The organism is Corynebacterium sp. LaCa_23, assembly GCF_058182375.1.
Genome location: NZ_CP190825.1, coordinates 1,716,980 through 1,737,961, shown reverse-complemented (window position 1 = coordinate 1,737,961; position 20,982 = coordinate 1,716,980). Strand labels below are relative to the sequence as shown.

General features: G+C 59.2%; 20 protein-coding genes. 15 read left to right on the top strand and 5 right to left on the bottom strand.

What is annotated here, in order from left to right:
* The first annotated feature begins 906 nt into the window (after positions 1–906).
* From ACP8IT_RS08325 to ACP8IT_RS08300, 6 genes are all read left to right on the top strand, one after another.
* On the top strand, positions 907–1,536 hold the full coding sequence (locus ACP8IT_RS08325) for a C40 family peptidase (protein ID WP_490289897.1): 630 nt from the start codon (positions 907–909) through the stop codon (positions 1,534–1,536).
* 121 nt (positions 1,537–1,657) lie between these two features.
* Positions 1,658–2,701 (top strand): C40 family peptidase, encoded by a 1,044-nt coding sequence (locus ACP8IT_RS08320; protein WP_337886815.1) that lies wholly within the window; start codon positions 1,658–1,660, stop codon positions 2,699–2,701.
* Complete coding sequence (locus tag ACP8IT_RS08315) at positions 2,702–3,805, top strand: glycosyltransferase family 4 protein (protein ID WP_490289896.1); 1,104 nt, start codon at positions 2,702–2,704, stop codon at positions 3,803–3,805.
* A 38-nt stretch (positions 3,806–3,843) separates the two neighbouring features.
* Positions 3,844–4,776: an ROK family protein gene (locus ACP8IT_RS08310; RefSeq protein WP_490289895.1), complete on the top strand. Its 933-nt coding sequence runs from the start codon at positions 3,844–3,846 to the stop codon at positions 4,774–4,776.
* Between the two features lie 23 nt (positions 4,777–4,799).
* Entirely contained in the window at positions 4,800–5,540 is a 741-nt protein-coding gene (locus ACP8IT_RS08305; protein WP_005278376.1) for a lysophospholipid acyltransferase family protein, read from the top strand.
* A 65-nt stretch (positions 5,541–5,605) separates the two neighbouring features.
* Positions 5,606–6,697 carry an acyltransferase family protein gene (locus ACP8IT_RS08300; RefSeq protein WP_237801627.1) on the top strand — a complete coding sequence of 364 codons (1,092 nt, stop codon included), beginning with the start codon at positions 5,606–5,608 and terminating at the stop codon, positions 6,695–6,697.
* Here the strand turns inward: ACP8IT_RS08300 and ACP8IT_RS08295 are convergent.
* Complete coding sequence (locus tag ACP8IT_RS08295; protein ID WP_284610075.1) at positions 6,603–7,790, bottom strand: glycosyltransferase 87 family protein; 1,188 nt, start codon at positions 7,788–7,790, stop codon at positions 6,603–6,605. The genes ACP8IT_RS08300 and ACP8IT_RS08295 overlap by 95 nt on opposite strands.
* Before the next feature lie 75 nt (positions 7,791–7,865).
* Here ACP8IT_RS08295 and ACP8IT_RS08290 point away from each other — a divergent pair, with 75 nt between their 5' ends.
* Both ACP8IT_RS08290 and ACP8IT_RS08285 read left to right on the top strand, forming a co-directional pair.
* Positions 7,866–8,375, top strand: coding sequence for a polyadenylate-specific 3'-exoribonuclease AS (locus ACP8IT_RS08290; protein WP_023028997.1), 510 nt, complete (start codon positions 7,866–7,868; stop codon positions 8,373–8,375).
* Between the two features lie 44 nt (positions 8,376–8,419).
* Complete coding sequence (locus ACP8IT_RS08285) at positions 8,420–9,808, top strand: class II 3-deoxy-7-phosphoheptulonate synthase (protein WP_005283913.1); 1,389 nt, start codon at positions 8,420–8,422, stop codon at positions 9,806–9,808.
* An 8-nt stretch (positions 9,809–9,816) separates the two neighbouring features.
* Here the strand turns inward: ACP8IT_RS08285 and ACP8IT_RS08280 are convergent, their stop codons facing one another.
* A complete protein-coding gene (locus tag ACP8IT_RS08280; RefSeq protein WP_284610076.1) occupies positions 9,817–11,172 on the bottom strand; it encodes a protein kinase domain-containing protein in 1,356 nt (451 codons plus the stop codon).
* A 10-nt stretch (positions 11,173–11,182) separates the two neighbouring features.
* Between ACP8IT_RS08280 and ACP8IT_RS08275 the strand changes: the two genes are divergently transcribed.
* Positions 11,183–11,587, top strand: coding sequence for an Rv2175c family DNA-binding protein (locus ACP8IT_RS08275; protein WP_005278391.1), 405 nt, complete (start codon positions 11,183–11,185; stop codon positions 11,585–11,587).
* On the opposite strand, the gene ACP8IT_RS08270 is transcribed toward ACP8IT_RS08275, so the two are convergent.
* The 3 genes from ACP8IT_RS08270 to ACP8IT_RS08260 are packed head-to-tail and all read right to left on the bottom strand — an operon-like array spanning position 11,556 to position 14,773.
* Positions 11,556–13,079 (bottom strand): alpha-(1->6)-mannopyranosyltransferase A, encoded by a 1,524-nt coding sequence (locus ACP8IT_RS08270; RefSeq protein ID WP_302520327.1) that lies wholly within the window; start codon positions 13,077–13,079, stop codon positions 11,556–11,558. The two genes, ACP8IT_RS08275 and ACP8IT_RS08270, sit on opposite strands and share 32 nt — an antisense overlap.
* A gap of 8 nt (positions 13,080–13,087) precedes the next feature.
* Positions 13,088–14,167 (bottom strand): polyprenyl synthetase family protein, encoded by a 1,080-nt coding sequence (locus ACP8IT_RS08265; RefSeq protein ID WP_284628651.1) that lies wholly within the window; start codon positions 14,165–14,167, stop codon positions 13,088–13,090.
* 51 nt (positions 14,168–14,218) lie between these two features.
* On the bottom strand, positions 14,219–14,773 hold the full coding sequence (locus ACP8IT_RS08260; RefSeq protein ID WP_490289894.1) for a GNAT family N-acetyltransferase: 555 nt from the start codon (positions 14,771–14,773) through the stop codon (positions 14,219–14,221).
* Positions 14,774–15,008: 235 nt separating this feature from the next.
* Here ACP8IT_RS08260 and ACP8IT_RS08255 point away from each other — a divergent pair, with 235 nt between their 5' ends.
* The 6 genes from ACP8IT_RS08255 to ACP8IT_RS08230 all read left to right on the top strand — a co-directional run bounded on the left by ACP8IT_RS08255 (position 15,009) and on the right by ACP8IT_RS08230 (position 20,975).
* The gene (locus tag ACP8IT_RS08255) at positions 15,009–15,452 is read left to right on the top strand and encodes an SAV_6107 family HEPN domain-containing protein (RefSeq protein ID WP_237801636.1); all 444 of its coding nucleotides are present in this window, start codon (positions 15,009–15,011) and stop codon (positions 15,450–15,452) included.
* Positions 15,453–15,582: 130 nt separating this feature from the next.
* Entirely contained in the window at positions 15,583–15,984 is a 402-nt protein-coding gene (locus ACP8IT_RS08250; RefSeq protein WP_023030482.1) for a DUF3040 domain-containing protein, read from the top strand.
* Positions 15,985–16,424: 440 nt separating this feature from the next.
* Positions 16,425–16,859 (top strand): division/cell wall cluster transcriptional repressor MraZ, encoded by a 435-nt coding sequence (gene mraZ / locus ACP8IT_RS08245; RefSeq protein WP_034654127.1) that lies wholly within the window; start codon positions 16,425–16,427, stop codon positions 16,857–16,859.
* A gap of 168 nt (positions 16,860–17,027) precedes the next feature.
* Positions 17,028–18,068, top strand: a complete 1,041-nt coding sequence (gene rsmH, locus ACP8IT_RS08240) for a 16S rRNA (cytosine(1402)-N(4))-methyltransferase RsmH (RefSeq protein ID WP_302527136.1) — start codon at positions 17,028–17,030, stop codon at positions 18,066–18,068.
* Entirely contained in the window at positions 18,065–18,895 is an 831-nt protein-coding gene (ftsL, locus tag ACP8IT_RS08235; RefSeq protein WP_237801638.1) for a cell division protein FtsL, read from the top strand. The genes rsmH and ftsL overlap by 4 nt, the downstream gene beginning before the upstream one ends.
* Positions 18,896–19,106: 211 nt before the next feature.
* Positions 19,107–20,975, top strand: a complete 1,869-nt coding sequence (locus tag ACP8IT_RS08230) for a peptidoglycan D,D-transpeptidase FtsI family protein (protein WP_023017229.1) — start codon at positions 19,107–19,109, stop codon at positions 20,973–20,975.
* Positions 20,976–20,982: the final 7 nt, after the last annotated feature.

The following is a 20,982-nucleotide window of genomic DNA, read 5'->3' as shown; positions in this document are numbered from 1 at the left end:
GCCTGGGTTAATTGAAGAGCGCTGTGCTTTGTGCAGACATTTGGTTTGGGAATCAGCCAATCCGACAACGAGAGCGTTCCTCGGGGTGCGAAATATAGGCGTTATTCTCCGCCCTTAGATACTGCAGTGAGGTACACGTCTTTGCCAGGCCTTTAAGCAAGCATTGCCGGCCGCTGCAGTGACTAGGCGGACCAAGGCCTTTCTATAGGGGCGCGCGCCGTAAAGCGAGGGACCGGGCTAGACTCATCCTGCTTTGCCCATGGGTAGTGGAAGCGGCATCACCTAGCAGGACTCGGAGCTATGTAACGAGCCGCGGGATAGGCCCCTGGGTTTAACGCGCAATAGGGTCACGCGCTCAGTAAAACCTGGAGGGATACCGCTGGATAGGCGGCCGGTTTTAGGCGATCAGTGGGCGTTAAAGGCCGAGGCTGGTGGTACGAATGTGATTGTTACACATAGTATGTGTCGAAAGTCACAAATAATAATTTTTGAACTTGTTGAAGCCCTCGTTCATGGAAGGGATGACTGCTGAAGGTGGGGTAAACCTAGGCTATTGTCCCAGTGTAGGGGCCTTAAAAATCAGTAATAGCTTTATTGAATCTTCGATATGTCCGGTTTGTCTCGGCTTGGTCAAAATAAGATAACGAACGTGTAACAAAGCTAGATCCAGGGTAGTGAATGGACATTGATTGTGATGATTTCGTAACCTATTCGAGACATTGAGTTACCGCCCGAAAAGGTGCTCAATACGAAATGAAAATTTAAAGCGTCGCATCTGGCTCCTCCTAGTGAGGGGCCGAGTGGAGGAAGGCCTAAAGGAACGGCCCTCCAATGAACACTAGGCCCCAGGGTCAGAGCTTTTCTACAAGGGAAAGTAGACGCGTAGGAAGATTTGGAGTTTTTCTCGTGGCAAAGCACCGTCGTGAGGGCACTGTAAATACCCGTCGTATCGCATCTACTGCAGCTATCGCTGCAACCGCAGCTGTCGCCGCCCCAGGCGTCGCTCAGGCTGCTGAGGTCGTTGTTCCTAATACCGACTACCGTTTCGAGGTTGCCGGTCTGGAAAACGTTCCGAACATTGACCAGGTCCCGAACATCGACAAGTACGTCCCGTCCTTGGGTCAGGTTTCCAACCAGGGTGGCGACAACTTCGTTGCCGCTGCTGAGCAGCAGGCTGCTCCGGCACCGTCCACCGTTGGCCAGAAGGCTCTGGAGGCTGCACGCTCCGTCCTCGGCTCGCCGTACGTTTACGGCGCTGCTGGCCCGAGCGCATTCGACTGCTCCGGCCTGACCAGCTGGGCCTACTCCCAGGCTGGCGTTCAGATTCCGCGTACCTCCCAGGCTCAGGCCGCTGGCGGTACCCCGGTTTCCCTGGACCAGCTGCAGCCTGGTGACATCATTTCCTACTACGGTGGCGCTTCCCACGTCGGTATCTACACCGGCAACGGCACCATCATTGACGCGCTCAACTCCGGCACCCCTGTGCAGGAGCGCGACTTGAACTACATGCCGATCCACAACGCTGTGCGTTTCTAATCGGCAGTGAAATGACATGCCCTTCCCTTTGTAAAAAAGGGAAGGGTTTTGTTGTGCAACAGCGGCCAAAACCCGCTATAGTAAATTCGATTTTTGAAAATTTTGAGTTGAAGGTCTTCTCGTGTCTAAACGTGTGCTCCCAGCCGCTGCACTAACTGCAGTTCTCGCTGTTACTTCTCTTTCTGGCCTGCCGCAAGTTATCGCGCAAGAGGCGGAACCGAACCAAGAATCTGCCACTGAAAATGTTGACGATCTGGTGGATCGCGTCGGTGAGGTCGCCCGCAAGGTCTCTGCTAAGAACGAGGAAGTCAAAGAGCTAGAAGATAAGCTCGCGGCCAAGGAAGAAGAGGTCGCACAAGCAGAAGAGGACGCCGATCAGGCACAAGAGCGCGTGCGCGACGCGCAGGGCGATGTCTTCACGCAGCAGGGTCGGGTGGACGATCTGGCACAGTCTCGCTACCGGGGAGACTCCCGTTCCGCCGTCTCGGGCGCTTTGGCAGCAGAAGACCCCGCTGACGCCGTAGAGCGCATGGGTTACTTGGGCGCGCTCTCGCGCAAGGCGCAGCGCACCCTCGATGCCAAGGCTGATGCCGCCTCGACGGCCGAAGCGGTTCAGCAGGAAGCGGCTGAGGCTGCGAAAAAGGTCCGAAAGGAAAAGAAGGACCTCGAAAAGCAGCGCGATGAGCTGGTAAAGCAAAAGGATGCGCTGGAAGAGCAGCAGGCCGATATCGAGGCGCAGGTGGATGCGCTCAGCGATGAGCAGCGTGAAGCCTGGGAGGGACAATTCGGCGGCACGGATAAGCTGGACATCGACTTGGGCGAGATCGCTGATGGCGCTAGCTCTGCGGCTCTGTCCAAGCTGGGCTCGCCCTATGGTTGGGGCTCTGCCGGCCCGAACCAGTTCGACTGCTCTGGCCTGATGTATTGGGCCTACCAGCAGATTGGTAAGACCATTCCGCGTACCTCGCAGGCGCAAATCGCTGGTGGCACGTCCGTGCCGGTTGACCAGCTGCAGCCTGGCGATATCGTGGGCTACTACCCGGGAGTTACCCACGTCGGAATGTACATTGGCAACGGCCAGGTAGTACATGCCTCGACCTATGGCGTGCCGGTTCAGGTCGTACCGCTGAACTCGATGCCTATTTCGGGGACTGCACGGTTCTAAGTGGCCCGCATACTGCTGGTAACGAATGACTTTCCTCCCAAAGTCGGAGGAATCCAGTCCTACCTGCGGGACTACCTAGAAGCGCTCAACCCAGACGATGTCGTAGTATTCGCTTCCACTCAAGAGCCACCGGAGGACTATGACGCCTCCGTCGCCTACAAAGTCATTCGGTGGCCACGCCGCGTGATGCTGCCCACCCCGGCAACCACGCGCCGCATGCAGGAAATCATCCGGCAAGAATCCATTGACGTTGTATGGTTTGGTGCGGCGGCACCGCTGGCGCTGATGGGCAAGGCCGCGCGACAGGCGGGGGCGCGCCGCGTGGTGGCGACCACGCATGGCCACGAGGTGGGCTGGTCCATGGTTCCGCTGGCCCGGCAGTGCCTGCGGTTGATTGGCAATAACGCCGATGTCATTACCTATATTTCGGACTACACTCAGCGTCGCCTGCGTGGAGCGTTTGGCCCGCACCCCGAGTGGGCGCACCTGCCTTCCGGCGTCAGTCTAGATTCACTTTCCCCCGCAACCCCTGCCCAGCGCGCTGCGGCAAAGGCGGAGTTTGGGGTAAATGGGCCAACCATCGTCTGTATTTCCCGGTTAGTCCCGCGCAAGGGGCAAGACCAATTATTGCGGGCGATGCCACAGGTCAGAGAAGAATTTCCCGATGTGCAGCTAATGTTGATTGGGCGCGGGCGCTATCACGACGTACTGCAAGAATTGGCAGAGATGTACTGCCCCGATGCGGTGATTCAACCGGCCCCCAGCATCGAAACCGCGCTTCACGCTGCGGATATTTTTGCCATGCCGGCCCGCACCCGGGGCGGCGGCTTGGACGTGGAAGGCCTGGGCATCGTCTATCTAGAAGCACAAGCCTGCGGGCTGCCGGTCGTTGCCGGTGATTCTGGGGGAGCACCGGAGACCATTACGGGGGAGACGGGGATCGTCGTCAAGGGCGCGTCCGTCGATGAGCTCGTGGAGGCCTTGAAGGCGCTCTTGCGCTCTCCAGAAATGCGTGATCGTATGGGGCAGGCGGGGCGCAGGAATGTTGAACAGCACTGGAGCTGGGAGATCATGGGGCAGCGGCTGAGAAAGCTTATGGCTTGATGTGACCCTGGCCCGGTTGTCGGTATATTCTGATATCCATGCTTGAAAACAACTCCGCCGATCTTACTATCGGCTTCGATGTCGGTGGCACCAATGTGCGCGGTGGAGTAATCACTCGAGACGGGGAAATCCTTGCGAGTCGCACCATGCCAACGTCGGGGGATCCGCGCCAGCTTGACGATGACCTGGTAGCGATCGTCGAAGAGCTGCGCGCGGACTATCCCGTGGGCGCGGTGGGCCTTGCCGTGGCGGGATTTTTGGACCCAGAGTGCGAAACCGTCCGCTTCGCCCCGCATCTGCCGTGGCGGAATGCGCCCGTCCGGAGAAACCTCGCGGAGCGCTTGGGGCTGCAAGTCCGGCTGGAGCACGATGCCAACTCCGCTGCTTGGGGTGAATGGCGCTTTGGCGCTGGGCGCGGCGCGAAGGATTGGGTATTTTTTGCCGTCGGCACCGGCATCGGCGCGACCTTGATGACCCATGACACCATCTACCGCGGCGCGTTTGGAACGGCCCCGGAATTCGGCCATATCGTGGTGGTGCCGAATGGCAGGCAGTGCTCGTGCGGCAAGCGAGGATGCCTAGAGCGCTACGCCTCTGGCACGGCGCTGCCGGATACCGCGCGAGAGCTGCGGCCAGACTATGAGACCACCTTGCCGCCTTACCCCACCGGTGAGCAGGTCGCACGCGCGGCCCGTGGGGGAGACCCACTCGGCATTGCGGTAATGGAGAACTTCGGTCAGTGGTTGGGCCAAGGCCTATCCATCGTCGCCGATGTGCTCGATCCGGAGCTCATCGTGATCGGCGGCGGGGTGTCCCAAGACGCGGATATGTACTTGAAGGAAGCCACCGCTGCCATGGGCCGGGATATCGTCGGCGCTGGGCATCGCCCCCTTGCTTGCGTTGCAACCGCGGAATTGGGCTCGGCAGCAGGTATGATTGGCGTAGCTGACTTGGCCCGCCGCGGCCACTAGAACGAGCGAAGGACGAGCTGGAGATGAAAAACAAGTGGTACTGGGCGTTTAAGCATATCTTTTTCGGTCCCGCCCTGCGTGTATGGAACCGCCCTTGGTCAGAAGGAATGGAAAAAATCCCTGCTGAGGGCCCCGCGATTTTGGCATCCAACCACCAAGCGGTGATGGATTCCTTCTTCTTCCCCTTGCTGTGCCCGCGCCAAATTACGTTCTTGGCCAAGGCCGAGTACTTCACCACCCCCGGGCTCGTGGGCGGCATGCAGAAGTGGTTTTTTAGCTCCGTCGGGCAGGTCCCCATTGAGCGCGACCATGAATCAGCCAGCCAAGCCATGCTCGAAACCGCGCGGAAGATTTTGGGGCGCGATGATCTCTTTGGCATCTACCCAGAGGGCACACGTTCCCCAGATGGGCGTGTGTACAAGGGTCGTACCGGAATGGGGCGCATCGCGATGGAGACCAATCAGCCGGTCTATCCCATTGCCATGATCAATTCCCGCAAGGCCAACCCGATCGGATCGTGGATTGTCCGCCCCGCCAAGGTGGGCGTGCGCGTGGGAGACCCCATCTACCCGCACGATTGGGCGCGCGAACACGGCATGGATCCACAGGAGCACGAGACCATCCGTGCTTTTACGGATATGGTCATGAAGACCTTAGCCGAGCTCTCCGGCAATCCCTATGTGGATGTCTATGCGGCTGATGTGAAGGAATCATTAAAGGCCGGCCACGGGTACCCGGCCGGTGCGGAGATTAAAGGGAGGTAATTACAATTCCTCAGGCCCGCTTAGCGTGGCCGGATACCGCAAAAGGAATTTCTATCATCGGCGTGGTGCTCCTACACATCACGCTGAAGGTGCCAGGAGCCGAACAAACGTGGCTTGCAACTCTCAATACCTTTCTCGATCCCCTGCGCCTTCCCCTGTTCTTTCTGGTCTCCGGCTACTTCTCTTATAAAGTCTTTCGTTACAATTTCGCGGAGTTATTCACCCGCCGCCTCTGGTTCTTCCTCATCCCTTATCTGGTGTGGATGTCCGTAGAGCACTTGACCAAACAGCTGGAGTACCAGTGGGTTTTCGGTGACTCTTCCTGGGGCATGACCGACATGGTGTATAACCTCTTGCTCGGCCATACCATGGCGTGGTTTATCCATGCGCTCATTTTGTTCAACCTATTTCTGTGGTGCGTGCGCAAATTGCCTGCGTGGGCGGGCATCGGGCTGAGCTTTACCCCCGTTATTTTTATTGCATGGCAGGAACAGTTTCAGTTTATTAGCAAGGCCATCATGTTCCTGCCCATCTTCGTCGGTGCAGCCTACCTGCGGGAACCGATTACCCGTTTTGCCGCCGCGGCAGAAGAGGTATTCCACGGCTCGTGGACGGCGCGCAGCGTTGGGGCATATGCCGCGGCCATCGGCACGTACTGTGTTGGCCTGGCATTGCGCCACGCGTGGGACGGCAACGAAGAAGACATTGCTTTTAACTGGCCCCTATTGGGCGCGGACTTTTTGGAATGGGGAGATATCAACCTGTTAGTGCGCTTCGCGGAACAGGTGCTAGAGGTACCCGCGGGAATCGTTGGGGCCGTGCTCATTAGCCACATTCCGTGGATTGCAGAAGGCGTGAAGTTCGTCGGCCGGCACACGCTGCCGATTTATCTCTCGCACCCCATCGGCCTGACCGTGGGCTATGGGTACTACATGGCGCATCATGACTATGTCGTCTCTTTGGCTGGGTCGTGGCCGCTGGAAAACACGTGGTTCTGGATCGCTATTTGTTTTATCTTTACGGCCATTTCCTCCCTGGCGCTGTGGGCGCTAGGAAAGGTTCCTATCCTTGGCTGGACGCTGGTTCCGCCGCGGATCGATCGACGCCGCCCCGCCGTAGAGCCAATGGTAGCGAACAAACAACCAACAACACGGTGATGATGACGTAGTCATTGCCAACGATGTGCTGCCACCACGTCCAATCCAACTCCTGGTCCTCGGTGTGCGGAACCTGCCAGTGGCCGCGGGCGAAAAGCGCCAGCCAGGTGAGAGCGGCGAGGACCCAGCGGCGGCTGGCGACCAAATAGATGCCTGCTAATACCAGCCAGGTAAAGTGGTGCGACCACGATACGGGGGAGCACAGCAGCGATACGGAGGCTGCCAGCAGCATGAGCACAACCTGGTTACCGCGGGACAGGCGCTCCATGGCAAACCACACAATCGCGATGACGACGATGACGCCAATGAGCCACAGGGTTTCTGCGTTATCGGGGCTTAAGCGGGTAAATAGCCCGCGCAAGGATTGGTTGGCGCTATAGGCTAGGCCGCCGATGCGCTCGGAATCGCGTAGGGTAGAGGTCCAATACTCAATCGAGCTATGCGAATTGGCGGCAAAGGCGATAAGGCCGGCAGCCACGAAAGAACCCAGGGTGGTAAAGAAGGCCTTCCACTCGCGGCGGACGAAGAAGACAGCCAAAAAGACCGCCGGGGTGAGCTTGATGGCGATGGCGATGCCGGTCAGGATGCCGCGGGCCTTTTTCACCCACAGTAAATCAATGACCACGAGTGCGGTGAGCAGGATATTGATCTGGCCGAAGCTAAAGGTCTGCGTAATTGGCTCGGCCAGCATGGCGGCAAAAAGCCCCCAGGCCGCCCATTGTTGGCAGTTGAGGGTGCGCAATACCAGCGCAATACAGACCCACAAGGCGAGCACGGAGAGGACCGTGATCACCACGGCGGCAGCGGTGAGGGGAATCCACTGGAGCGGGGCGAAGAGCAGGGCCGCAAACGGTGGGTAGGTAAAGGGGAGAGAGACGTTGCGGTCGGTGCCTACGAAATAGTCGCGATTATAAAGGTCGCTGCCGAATCCGGCCCCGCCTTCGCGGTACACATCGAGGTCAATGTGGTAAAAGGCGCGAAAATCACCGGCGAATAAGGCAGGAATATCGATAATCCACCACAGGGCGGCAAGCGCTGACAGGATTAGGGGAAGGGCGGTGGTCCACAGGGATTTATTATCGGTTCGGCTCACCTGCAAAATTTTACAGCGGCGCGATCGTGGGGCCAATTTCCCGCGCCCGTCGCCGCAGCGCTAGGCTTGTACAACGTGCGTTACTTCTATGACACCGAATTTATCGAGGATGGCAAGACCATTGAATTGGTCTCCATCGGCATCGTCGGTGAGAACGGAAGTGAATATTATGCCGTATCCACGGACTTTGACCCGTCCAAGGCCAACTCTTGGGTCAAGGAAAACGTCTTGGCCAAACTACCCAGTCCCCAGGATTCCGCATGGAAGCCGGCGAGCACCATCCGCACGGAAATCCTGGAGTTTTTAACGCGCAGCTCTACGCCCATTGAATTGTGGGCGTGGGTCGGCGCGTATGACCATGTGGTATTGGCGCAGCTGTGGGGCGATATGGCGAGCTTGCCCAAGCGCCTGCCGCGCTATACCCGCGAGCTAAAGCAGCTGTGGGAGTTCGCCGGGCGTCCTAGCTTGCCGGCCGTGCCTAAGGGTAATCATGATGCGCTTGTCGATGCCCGCCATAACCTCGCCAAATTCCGCGCCTGCACCGAGGTCTTGCCCTTGTCCAAGGGTAATAGAATCAATTTCTAGCAGTTAACTACCAAGCGACAGGCATTAAATGGTTAAATGGAAGAGTGAGTTGGACAGTAGATATTCCCCAAAGTGTTCTGCCTGATCTTCCGCCCTTGCCTGAGGGTATCGAGGAGGTCTTCCAGGACGTCATCAAGCGTGACGCAAAGCAGCAGCCCAGTTGGGATCCCACCCAAGCCGATAACGTGCGCAAGATTCTTGAGTCGGTACCGCCCATCGTGGTTGCCCCCGAGATTGAGAAGCTGAAGCGGCAGCTTGCCGATGTCGCACTAGGCAACGCCTTCCTCCTGCAAGGCGGCGATTGCGCCGAGACCTTTGAATCAAATACCGAACCGCATATTCGCGGCAACGTTAAGACCCTGCTGCAGATGGCCGTCGTTTTGACCTATGGCGCGTCTGTTCCAGTGGTGAAGCTGGGGCGCATTGCTGGGCAGTATGCCAAGCCGCGTTCCTCGGATACGGATGCGAATGGCCTATTAAATTACCGCGGGGACATCGTCAATGGCGTGGACCCCACCGATGAGGATCGCCGCCACGATCCTGCCCGCATGATCCGTGCTTACGCTAACTCTTCTGCCGCCATGAACTTGGTGCGCTCGCTGACCTCCTCCGGCACCGCGGATCTCTACCGCCTGCATGAATGGAACCGCGAGTTCGTCCGCAAATCGCGCGCGGGTGCCCGCTACCAGGACTTGGCCCGCGAAATTGAAAATGGCTTGAAGTTCATGAATGCGTGCGGCGTGCAGGATTCCACCCTGCACTCGGCGGATATTTACTGCTCGCACGAGGCGCTGCTCAAGGATTATGAGCGTTCCATGCTGCGCTTGGGCCAAGACGATAATGGCGATACCAAGCTCTATGACCTCTCTGCGCACCAGGTGTGGATTGGTGAGCGCACCCGTGGGCTGGATGACTTCCACGTTAATTTCGCCGCGATGATCGGCAACCCGGTGGGCATCAAGCTCGGGCCTGGCGCCACGCCTGAGCAGGCCGTGGAATACGCCGAAAAGCTAGATCCCAACCGCGAGCCCGGCCGCTTGACCATCATCTCCCGCATGGGTCACGACAAGGTTCGCAGCGTCTTGCCCCCCATCATCAAGGCCGTCGAAGATTCTGGGCACACCGTGGTCTGGCAGTCCGACCCCATGCACGGCAATACCTTTACCTCGTCCAACGGGTACAAGACCCGCCACTTCGACAAGATCGTCGACGAGGTGCAGGGCTTTTTCGAGGTACACCGCGATTTGGGCACCCACCCGGGCGGCGTGCACCTCGAGTTCACTGGGGAAGACGTGACGGAATGCTTGGGTGGAGCCGAGGACATCACCGATCTGGACCTGCCGGGCCGCTATGAATCCGCCGTGGATCCGCGCCTGAATACGCAGCAGTCCCTCGAGCTCTCGTTCCTCATCGCGGAGATGCTGCGGAACTAGGGCGCCACCTAGACCCAGAGGGACGGGGTCCCTTCGTAATAGGAGGAACCAAACCACCACCCGCTGATAGCGACCGCGCCGGTTGCCACCGCCACTGCGAGGAGAAAAACCAGCAGTGAGGCGGGATGGCGATTGGTCAGAGGCCGCTCGGCGGGTTCTTCTTCTGCCGCCTGTGCCGGCGGCTGCACGGGAGAATGCGCCGCCGCACCCGCTCCAGCCTCCATGGAAGAACCAGGGGCCGGCACTGGGGCCGGGGACGGTGCTGGAGCAGGTGCCAGCGGCCGCTCGGGGGAATCGTCGGCGGGCGCCTGGGGGACATCGAGGCGCGTTTCAAAGTCTGGCTGCGGCGGATCCGGCTCGGGCTCAGGGGGAATGACCTCGGTGGGCCCGCCGTCTAAATGCTCGGTGGCGCCCTGCGGGATGGTCCGCGTGGGCTCAAATACATCCGTAGCGCCGATGCCGGAATAATCCGTCGGCGTTTGCGCGGTGCGCGCGGCGGCCGCATTGCGGGGAACCGGGATGGTCACCGTGGGCAGATCCAATTCCCGGCAAATATCCTCGATGGCATCCAAAAACTCCCCGGCATCGGCAAAGCGCTCGCGGGGATCGCGGGCGGTGGCGGTGGCTACGAGGGCATCGACAAGCTTGGGTACGCCCTCAGCGCGTGTGGATGGGGCGGGAACGTCATCGTATAGACGCGCGGTGGCGTGCGCGATCGGGGTATCCCCTGAGAAAGGCACGGTTCCGGTGAGGAGCTCAAAAAGCACGATGCCGGCCGAATACACATCGGTAGCGGGGGTTATATCCTCACCGGTGACCTGTTCCGGTGCCAAGTACGAGACGGTGCCGACGATCATATTTGAGGTTGCCTGCGCATTCGTCGCACGCACCAAGCCGAAATCGCCCAATTTCACCCGGTGATGCGAGGTAATGAGCACGTTATCGGGCTTAATATCGCGGTGGATAAGCCCCGTGGAGTGCACCTCGGTCAAGCCCTGGAGCACGCTGCGCAGCGTCGATAAAGCGGCAGGGACGGTAAGGGGGCCGCCTTCGGCAAGCAGCTCGCGCAAGGTGCCGCCATCGATGAGCTCCATGATGAGGTAAATGGGCTCGCCGTCAGCGGAAAAATCATGAATGGCCACGAGGTTGGGGTGCTGCAACCGCGCCATCGCGCGGGCCTCGCGGGAAAAGCGCTTGATAAAAACCGGGTCATCGTCATAGCGCTCATCCATGACCTTTGCGGCCACTTGGCGGCCCAAGCGCATATCCACGCAGCGATAGACGGTAGACATACCGCCGCGGGCGATGGGGCGATCGATGCGGTAACGGTCTTCCAACACGTCACCAATTTCCAACCTAGTCATACCTCCCAGTATGGCCGATCCCCTAGGCCGCGTTAAAGTAGGTGGCGTGACTAACGCAGAAAACTCCCTGAATTCCTTATTGGCCGGCGAAGAACTGCTCAGCATGCAGCAGGTGGCAGACAAGCTGGGCCTTCCCATCACCCGCGCCTATGACTTGCTCCAGGACCGCAAATTCATTGTCTGGGACTCGCCCGAAGGCAAGCGCGTGCCGCTGGCATTCTTCAATGACAAGGGGAGCATTGCCAAGCACGTCACGGGCGTTATCACCGTGCTTACCGATGGCGGCTATGACGACGAAGAGATCCTGCGCCACCTATTTACCGCAGATGACTCCCTGCCTGGCCGGCCCATCGACGCCCTGCACGGGCACCTGGCGCGCGAGGTTATTCGGCGGGCGCAGGCGTCTGCTTTTTAACCCAGCGCTTGGGGAGTTGAGGGCCTTTTGGGCTCACGCCATCGAACATCCATTGCGTTGCGGACCAGGACACAACGATGAGGCCAATGACCCAGAACCAGTTATAGAGCTGGTGGTTGCCGTCGCCGGAAAAGCTCAAGCTGATAAATAGCGCTACGCCGGAGGTAAACTTCAGCAGCCACAACGGCGGGCGGAAGGTGCCCATGAGCGTGAAGATGGAGGCGTAGTACCACGGCAGGGTCACCGAGTTGAAGACGAAGGCAACCTGGTAGGCCGCCGCGGTGCCCATAATGGCATCGCGGGCCGTGTGCCGGCTTAGCCACCACACGATGACCAACCCGATGAGCATGCACACCATCGCGATTGTGCGCAGGACGCCCAGGATGGCGTTATAGGATGCCTCCGGGTCAAAAATGTGGACCGCCGGGACGATGATGTCCGCGGCCAATGTCGGGCCCGCCAAGGGGTTAATCACCTTAGAATTGCCGCTGACCTGGGATAGCCAGCCCCATGAGGTGCCGGAGGCCCAGGTGATAAGCGCCACGGACGCGATGATTTCCACGGCAGCGATGAGCCCTGAGCAGACGAAAACCACCGCGGTGCGCGCCGCGGTAGAACCCTTGGGCGCGTAGCGGTGCAGCATCAGCCAGACGATGAAGGGGGCGGCAAAAATCGCGGTAGCCTTCATCGCCACCGCCGTGCCGACTAGCAGCAGCGCGGCGTGGAAGCGCTGGTGCAGCGCGGCCAAAAGCCCCAACGACACCAGGCCGACCATGAGGGATTCATTGTGCATGCCACCGATAAGGTGCAAGATGATGACTGGGTTGGCAACGCCGATCCACAGCGCGACCGCCGGATCCGCGCCGAGCTTTCGGGCGATCCGCGGGACCGTCCACGCAATAAGGACAAAGCCTGATAGCGAAAGCAGCTTATAGATGATGATGCCGACGGTGACATTATCGCCCACGACGGTGGTGACGATTTTGCCAATCCACAGGTGCAGCGGTCCATACGGGGTGGTGGTATTGCGCCAGTCTTGTGAGACCTCGAGCAGGAAGGGCCCGGGGTTGACGGCGGCGCCCTCGGTATAGGGGTCGAATCCATCGCGGACCATGGCGCCCTGCATGAGGTAGGAATACACGTCCCTGGAAGCCATAGGGCCGGCGAAGAGCAGTGGGGTGACCCATGCGATAAGGATGCGTTGTAACTCGCGTACCCCTCCCTCCGGGCGCGGGTGTTTAAGCTGCTTGCGAATAATCATGCGCCCGGCAAGCACCCAGGCGGCGGCGAGGAGGAAAATGCCCACCCAATACAACACCAACCCGAGGTTGCGCCCGTGACCATACGATAAGAATCCGATATTGAGCGCTTCGAGCACGCCGCCGCGGTTGCGGGTTGAGCCGCCAGAAAAAGACGAGAAAAGGAGCACGCACGAGGCCACGAGGCCCAGCGGGAGCGCGCGGGGGACTGGCAAGGAGTAGGTATTGGCCACGGTGATACCTACTTTTGGCGCGTCGTCGCCTGAATGGCTAGGTGTTCTAGCGTTTCGGTGATCTGCGGATCCACGTTCGCCGCACGCAGATGAGCCAACCCGGATTCCGTCAACGCGGTAATGCGGCGCTCAATCTCATCCGGGGCGCCGGAATCCGCAATGATTTGGGACAGGCGCAGCAGGTCCTGCGTATCGGAGGTACGGCCGATGAATTTCCGCAGGGTAGCGGCGGCGCTGGGGTCGCGTTCATCGGCGCGCTGGAGTGCTAAGGCGAGAAGCTCCGTGCGCTTGCCTTCCCGCAAATCGTCGCCGGCAGGCTTGCCGGTAATCGCGGGATCCCCAAAGACCCCCAGTTGGTCATCGCGCAGCTGATACGCAATGCCGATATCGTGCCCATAACCGCGGAAAGCCGAGATTAATTCCTCGCTCGCCCCCGCGATGGCAGCGCCCAAATGCAGGGGCCGCTCGATGGTATAGGCGGCGGTTTTATAGCGATTGACGGAATTGCTCAGCGCCACCGACTCTGAACCGGCCGCCTCGAGGGAAATATCGAGCAACTGACCGCCCAAAACCTCGGTGCGCATTCCCCGCCAGGGCTCGCGCGCACGCTGCAAAGCCTCCGGGCTGAGCCCAGAATCCTGAAACATATCCTCGGCATAAACCAGCGCAAAATCGCCCACCAAGATGGCCACGGACGTGCCAAAGAATTCCGGATCCCCTAAGAAATCGGACTCCCGGTGAAGGCGCTCTGCTTCCCGATGCACCGTCGGTTTCCCACGCCTCGTATTCGACGCGTCAATGATGTCATCGTGGATAAGCGCGCAGGCTTGGATGAACTCCAGCGAGGATGCCGCGCGCAGCATCGCCTCTGGGGATTCCGAACCACGGCCGGCGGCGAGGTAGCCCGCCCACGCATACATGGGGCGCACCCTTTTCCCGCCATCGAGGACGAATGATTCCAAAAAGCTCATAGCGGTACTGACCGGGGCGCCGATTTCTGCCACGTGATCCCGGCGCTGGTCCAAGAAGATGGCCAGTTTTTCGCGCACCGCGCCGGGGATATCCGCAAGCTCAGGAATATTCGTCATAGTCACACCTCCACACGATACCGCCTTGGGCCGAGAAGAAATAACACAGGTTTATAGCGGCAGGACCACTCCCAAAATGGCAAAGGGTCGGGGATCCGCGGGGTAGCGATGGTGGCGCACGACATCAAAGAAGCCCACAGACCGGTAGAGGCGAAAAGCCCCGTTGGCTTCCTGTGGTGCTTCCGGCGTTGACAATAAGGCAAATCGGGCAGGGATATTCCATAGCAGCCCTTCTAGTAGCTGCCTGCCTAAACCGTGTCCTTGAAAAGACGGCAACACGTGTACTTCGGCCACCTCAAAATAGCTGCGCAGCATGCTCCATTCGGACTCGGTTGGCCCGCCATTGCGGCGCAGGGCACGGCGTAGCTCGGAATCCCACCAAGTATCTGGTGAGCCCAAAAATCCATAGGCCACTCCCACGACGCCATTGTCATGCGCAGCAATAAGCGCTGTAAACCCGGGCTGCATGGAATCCGCCCGCCAATTGTCCACGCTGCGCGAAAACGTGACCGGGTCATATCCCATGGCCTCGATGTAGATCTCCACGAGTTGGGGAGCCAGCATAGAGAACTCTTGCGGGGTTAAGCGGCGGATTTCGAAACTCACGGTATCTATCACACCAGATACGCATGTCCACCGGCGGACAAGGGTGGGGGCGGGGTTATTCCATCGAACCCCAAGGGATTTCGAACTGTGTTCGATTTATAGGCATTTGTTACTGGTAAAACTCTTGAGTAATTCGAACAGGTGAACTAGAATAGGGGGTAGATGTCCGGTTGGCTACTTAAAGTGAGCGGCAATCGAACACGGTTAGTTATTAGCACAGTACAGGAGAAAAACAATGGCACAGATTATTTCGGCAACGCAGTCCCGCTCTGCCGGTCGCTTTGCTGGCAAGCAGGGCGCGAAGCGGGCCCACTTTCTTTTCCAGGCTCGCGAGCTTCTGGATCGGGCGAGGGGATATGCGGCGGATGGTCGCTTTGACCAGGCGCTGGAGGTGGCTTATCAGTCCGCATTGCGTACGGCGGGTGCGCGAGTAGCTGTATCGGTGGTCTCTCGCCGCCGGCGTCTGCCAACGAGCGCGTGGGACCGCTTGGCTTTGGTGGGGGCCGAGGAAAAGCAGTGGGCCGAGGCTTTTAAGTCCTACTCTCGTACCCGTGCCCGGGTGGCGTCTGGCTTGGATGCAACGCCGGATGAGGAATATGTCTACGGGTTAATGCAGCAGGCGGCGCAATTTTTAGATGAGAGTGAAGCCGAGACGATTCTGGGATCCTTTGCGGCATAGCAGCAGCATAGCGGCGCCATAATCACTGTTGAGGGGAATAACTACCTTTTGGGGAACATACTGGTTACTCTGGACGTTAGTATTGGTAGAAGATATATCGGCCGAAGCCCAGTCCCTAGTTGGAGGAAAAGTGTCTCTTTCTGAGCAGGAGCAACGCACGCTCCGTGAAATAGAGGAATCGTTATTAGCGGACGATCCTAAATTTGGCGCTTCTGTGTCTGAATCTACCTCGATCGGCGGTTCCGGCGGCGCAGTTACGCTGCGTGGGATTGCGCTCATCGTGGTTGGTCTGTGCATGCTTGTTGGCGGCGTGGCCTTGGCGCAGCAAAGCTTGTGGTTTATTGCGTTGTCCATCGCCGGGTTCTTAGTCATGTTCGCTTCCGGCGTGTGGATGCTCCGGGGCGATCGGCCTGCTGGTGGCGGAAAGAAAAAGTCCACCAATGGGCGGTCAAAGAAGGCAGCCTCGTCTCGTAATAGTGGAGTAGGCAGCAAGCTGGAAGAAAACTTCCGTCGGCGCTTTGAGGAAAGCTAGCCGCGAACTTTCCATTTCCCCAGTCACTAGGAAGGGTGGCTGGGGATTTTTTATGCCTTACCAAAATTCCCCACTTTGCCCCACCTTCTGACCAAAACCGCGGCGCGGTGGGGGATTGTGGGTGGTAGAGGACAGTAGCAGGTCCAATATGCAGGCATTGCGCTGTATGTGGTGTATGAGGTGGGGCGATCTTGATGTTGTAAGTGGGTCTAAAGGGGTGGATTTTCGGGGTTGTCAAGGTGGGGCGCGGGATTTCTCCCCACCGGAAAAACACCCTTTTAACTGCGCATACTTTTTGTGTTGCTGAGAATATGGCGATTTAAGTGGGGCATGTGGGGGAAAGTGGGGTAGAGTGGGGCACAGCGGAGGAATGGGGTTGAAAAACTCTCTTCTGACGTGAGGAAATCCGGAGTTGTCGAGTGAGGAAGGTGGACGCCGGGATGTTTCTCGGAACCTACACTCCGAAACTTGATGACAAAGGGCGCTTAACGCTTCCTGCAAAATTTCGCGACGAGCTCGCCGGTGGCCTGATGGTTACCAAGGGGCAGGACCATTCTTTGGCCGTGTACCCGCGCGAAGAGTTCGCCGAACGCGCACGGAAGGCTGCGGCGGTTTCTCGAACCAATCCGGAAGCGCGCGCTTTCATTCGTAACTTGGCTGCAAGTGCGGACGAACAGCGGCCCGACGGGCATGGTCGCATCACCTTGTCCGCAGGCCACCGTGAGTACGCGGGTTTGTCCAAAGAGTGCGTGGTGGTTGGCTCGGTAGATTTCCTCGAAATTTGGGATGCAGCCGCGTGGGCTGAGTATCAATCGCAAACTGAAGATGCTTATTCGGCAGCAGATGCCGATGACGTACTTGCGGGCTTGCTGTAAGCGCCCGCATTTCGAGTGCGTGTAAGGACTCTGTCCGAGGCGGATGATTCTGGTGTACTTCCCCGATATCAGAAACCTGCCTCGGACAGGGCCCTATATGCACTCGTCGTGCTTTCCACGATAGGAAGTCCTGCACAGCGGAAATAAGAAAGGGGGATGCGGGGAGACATGGCTACAACTAACCTTAATTACGATGTGGCGGATAACCACGGCCATGTGCCGGTCATGCGCGAGCGCATGGCAGAGCTCCTGCGCCCCGGGGTAAAGTCTGCGGGCTCGCAGGCTGTGCTTGTCGATGCCACGTTGGGTGCCGGCGGCCACAGCGCGTACTTCCTCCAGACCTTTCCGCAGGCACGCGTTATCGGTGTGGACCGCGATGAGCAGGCATTGCAGAATGCTTCGGCGAGGCTAGAGCCCTTCAGCCCGCGTTTTTGCGCGGTCAATGCACGCTTCGATGAGCTGGGTACCGCCATTGCCCAGGGCGAGGGCGATATCTTTGATGCTGCCCGCGCCCACGGTATTGCGGGAGCCCTGTTTGATTTGGGCGTTTCTTCCATGCAGCTGGATCAGGCAGAGCGCGGCTTTGCCTATAAGACGGATGCACCGCTGGATATGCGTATGGATCCGAGCCACGGACTTACCGCCGCTGATGTGCTCAATACGTATTCGCACGGGGACTTGGCGCGGATTCTCAAGACTTATGGTGACGAGCGCTTTGCGGGCAAGATTGCCTCCGCCGTGCTCAAGGAGCGCGAGAAGGAACCATTTAGCACCTCGGGCCGCTTGGTTGAGCTTTTATACTCGACCATCCCGGCGGCAACGCGCCGCACGGGTGGGCACCCGGCAAAGCGTACGTTCCAGGCGCTGCGGGTAGAGGTCAACCGCGAGTTGGAGGCCATTGAAAATGTGCTTCCCGTCATCACCAGTGCGCTATCTATTGGGGCGCGCGCGGTCTTTATGAGCTACCAGTCCTTGGAAGACCGCCTCGTAAAGGCAGCATTCAAGGAGTTATCTACGTCCACCACGCCTGCTGGCTTGCCGATGGACCTGCCGGGCACCGCACCGGAATTCGCCACGGTCACCCGTGGGGCCGAAAAGGCATCTCAGGCGGAAGTAGAAGAAAATTCCCGCGCCGCGTCGGTGCGCGTGCGCGCCCTTGAACGTCTTGAAGGCACGCCAGAATTTTTACCACCGGGAGGCAAGAAATGAGCACCATCCCACGCCGAAACCAGCACTTGACGGACAGCCGCGACAGAGAGGCCACTCGCAGCATGGGCGCCAGCCGAGACTTCACCACCGGAATCGACACCGGAGCGCCTACCGCTGTGCGCGAGCGCACAGCCACTAGGGCTACCGGGAAAACGGTGCGCCGGACGGCTCCTAGCCGTACCCGGGTTCCGCACCGCGGGGCGAAGCGGCTTGGTTCGAAGCAGGTCGTCAGCTTCCGCGGCCGGCGGGTGCAACAGCAGACGAAGCAGAATAATGCTTTTACCCGCGTTGCAGTCTTGGCCGTTACCTTGGTCATCGGCGGGGTAGCGCTGGCCATGTGGCTATCTGGTTTGTCCACCTCGCAGACGTTTAAAATTCAGCAGCTGACGGTGCAGGAATCGCAGTTGGAAAACCAGATTGAGTCGCTCAACCGAGACGCAGAAAACTTAAGCTCCTCGGCGGATATTGCCCGCCGCGCGGATGAATTGGGCATGGCCGTGCCCAAGCAACCCGGCGTGACGGAGGTCGGCGGGGATGGCGAGATCATCGCCAAGCGCGAAGGCACCCCGGATACGGAAAAGCTTATCGATGTCAACGGTGAACCCATCCGCCCAGGCCAAGCCTCTAGCGACCCGAAGGATACGGAGGGAATGTCTGATTCCCTGAACGCCGTGCCGCGCGGGCAGCAGCAACATGCCCGCGGCAACGATGCGGACGAGAACCGGGATGAGCAACGCGGCGGCGATGACGCCGATAATCGCGATAGCGCAGACGATAATCGCCCCAACCTTCCCGCCCGCGCGCCGTACACCAGCCAGGCTGATTAAATGGACAGAATAAGTGGTGAAATTCTCTGTGCTCGCGCGTGGTAGCGCGGGCATTGCCCATCTTGTAGGGCACAATCGATACACGCAAGAACCTGTGGCGGCGAAGGGAAGGTGACTGAGCACCGTGACTGCACCGAATAATGGTGGCAACCGTGGGTACCGTCCGCGGCCGCGCCGCGCTGCTAGCTCTGTTGTGCCCCAAAAAGCGATCATGCGCCAGCGCCTGCGCATCATTTTGACCTGTGTTGTCGTCGCCACCGTCGCCTTGGGCGGGCGCCTTGCTTGGGTCCAATTAGTCTGGGGCCCGGACCTTGCGGCGAAGGCCGTCACCCAGCGCGAACGCGTCTATATTGATCCTGCCCGCAGGGGAGAGATCCTGGACCGGGATGGCCAGCGTTTGGCCTATACAATGAAGTCTCGTTCCTTGACTGTCTCTCCCACGCGCCTGCGCGATGAGCTCAAAGAGCAGGCGAAGATGGAAGCCACGTCCGAGGGGAAACTCGAGGGCATGGATGAGAGCAAAAAAGATGAGTACCTCACCAAACAAATGGAGGACAAACTCAAGGAGATGGCTGAGGGCATTCCGAAGATGATTGAGGATTCGGGTGCTTCTGCCTCCAAGGTCGATGCGAACGATATTAAAAACAAGCTCAAGGCCGATACGCAGTACGAGGTCTTGGTCCGCAATGTGGATCCGGATGTCGCCGTAGAGATTTCCAATAAGTACCACGGTGTGGCGGCTGACCGGCAAGACATCCGCCAGTACCCGAACGGGGCGATTGCAGAAAACGTCGTGGGCAAGGTCTCTATGGATGGCCACGGCCAATTCGGCTTTGAGGCGGCCCGCGATACCGAATTGACCGGCATCGATGGGCAGTCCACGGAGGATGTGTCCACCGATGGGCAGGTCATTCCCGGCACCCTGCGCGATGTCGTGGATGCCGTCGATGGCCGCGATGTCACCCTCACCCTGGATTTGGATCTGCAGACCTACGTCCAGCAAAAGCTGGAAAAGGCCAAGGCCAATTCCCAGGCGGAGGGTGCCGAGGCCGTGGTGCTTGATGCCGCGACCGGCCAGGTGCTCGCCATGGCTAATACCGATACGGTGGATCCGAATAAGAATATCGAAGACCAGCTCAAGGAGGGCAAGGACTTCGAGAACCGCAGCATCTCCCACCCCTATGAGCCGGGTTCCGTTGCCAAGATAGTGACGGCGGCGGCAGCTCTGCAGGAGGGTATTACCACTCCGGATGAGGTGCACCAGGTTCCAGGCTCCATCGACATGGCCGGCGTGACCGTCAACGATGCCTGGCCTCACGGTACCGAGCCGTATACCACCACCGGCATCTTTGGTAAGTCCTCCAACGTGGGCACCTTGATGATCGCGGATAAGCTTGGGCCCGAGAAGTATGCGGAGTACTTGAAGAAGTTCGGCTTGGGCGCGACCACGGGCGTTGAGTTGCCCAATGAATCCGCCGGCACGGTGCCAGATCAAGAGCAGTGGTCGGGTGGTACCTTTGCCAACCTGCCCATCGGCCAGGGCCAGGCGTGGACGACGCTGCAGATGGCGAGCGTGTACCAAGCATTGGCCAACGGCGGCGAGCGCATCGAACCGCGCATCATCGACGAGATCAAAGACCCCGACGGCGAGACGGAAAAGCTACCCGAGCCAAAGAAGACCCAGGTAGTGGACAAGGAAACCGCCAAGACTGCGGTGGATATGTTCCGCGCCGTCTTCCAAGATGACGATGCCGGCGTGCAAAACGGTACGGCCGCCAACGCCCAATTGGACGGTTACCAGCTCTCCGGCAAGACCGGCACCGCCCAAAAGGTGGACCCGAATTCCGGGGCGTATTCTAATTCCGCCTACTGGATCACCTTTGCGGGCATTGCGCCTGCCGATGACCCACGATTCGTCGTCGCAGTCATGCTCGATGAGCCTAAGTCCGGCGTGGAAGACAATGGCGGCGGCGGCCAGTCCGCGGCGCCTATCTTCCGGGATATCTCTTCCTGGCTGCTCAATCGCGATAACATTCCCACCTCGAAACCAGCGCCGCGGATGACCCTGCGGGAACAATAGGAGCTTG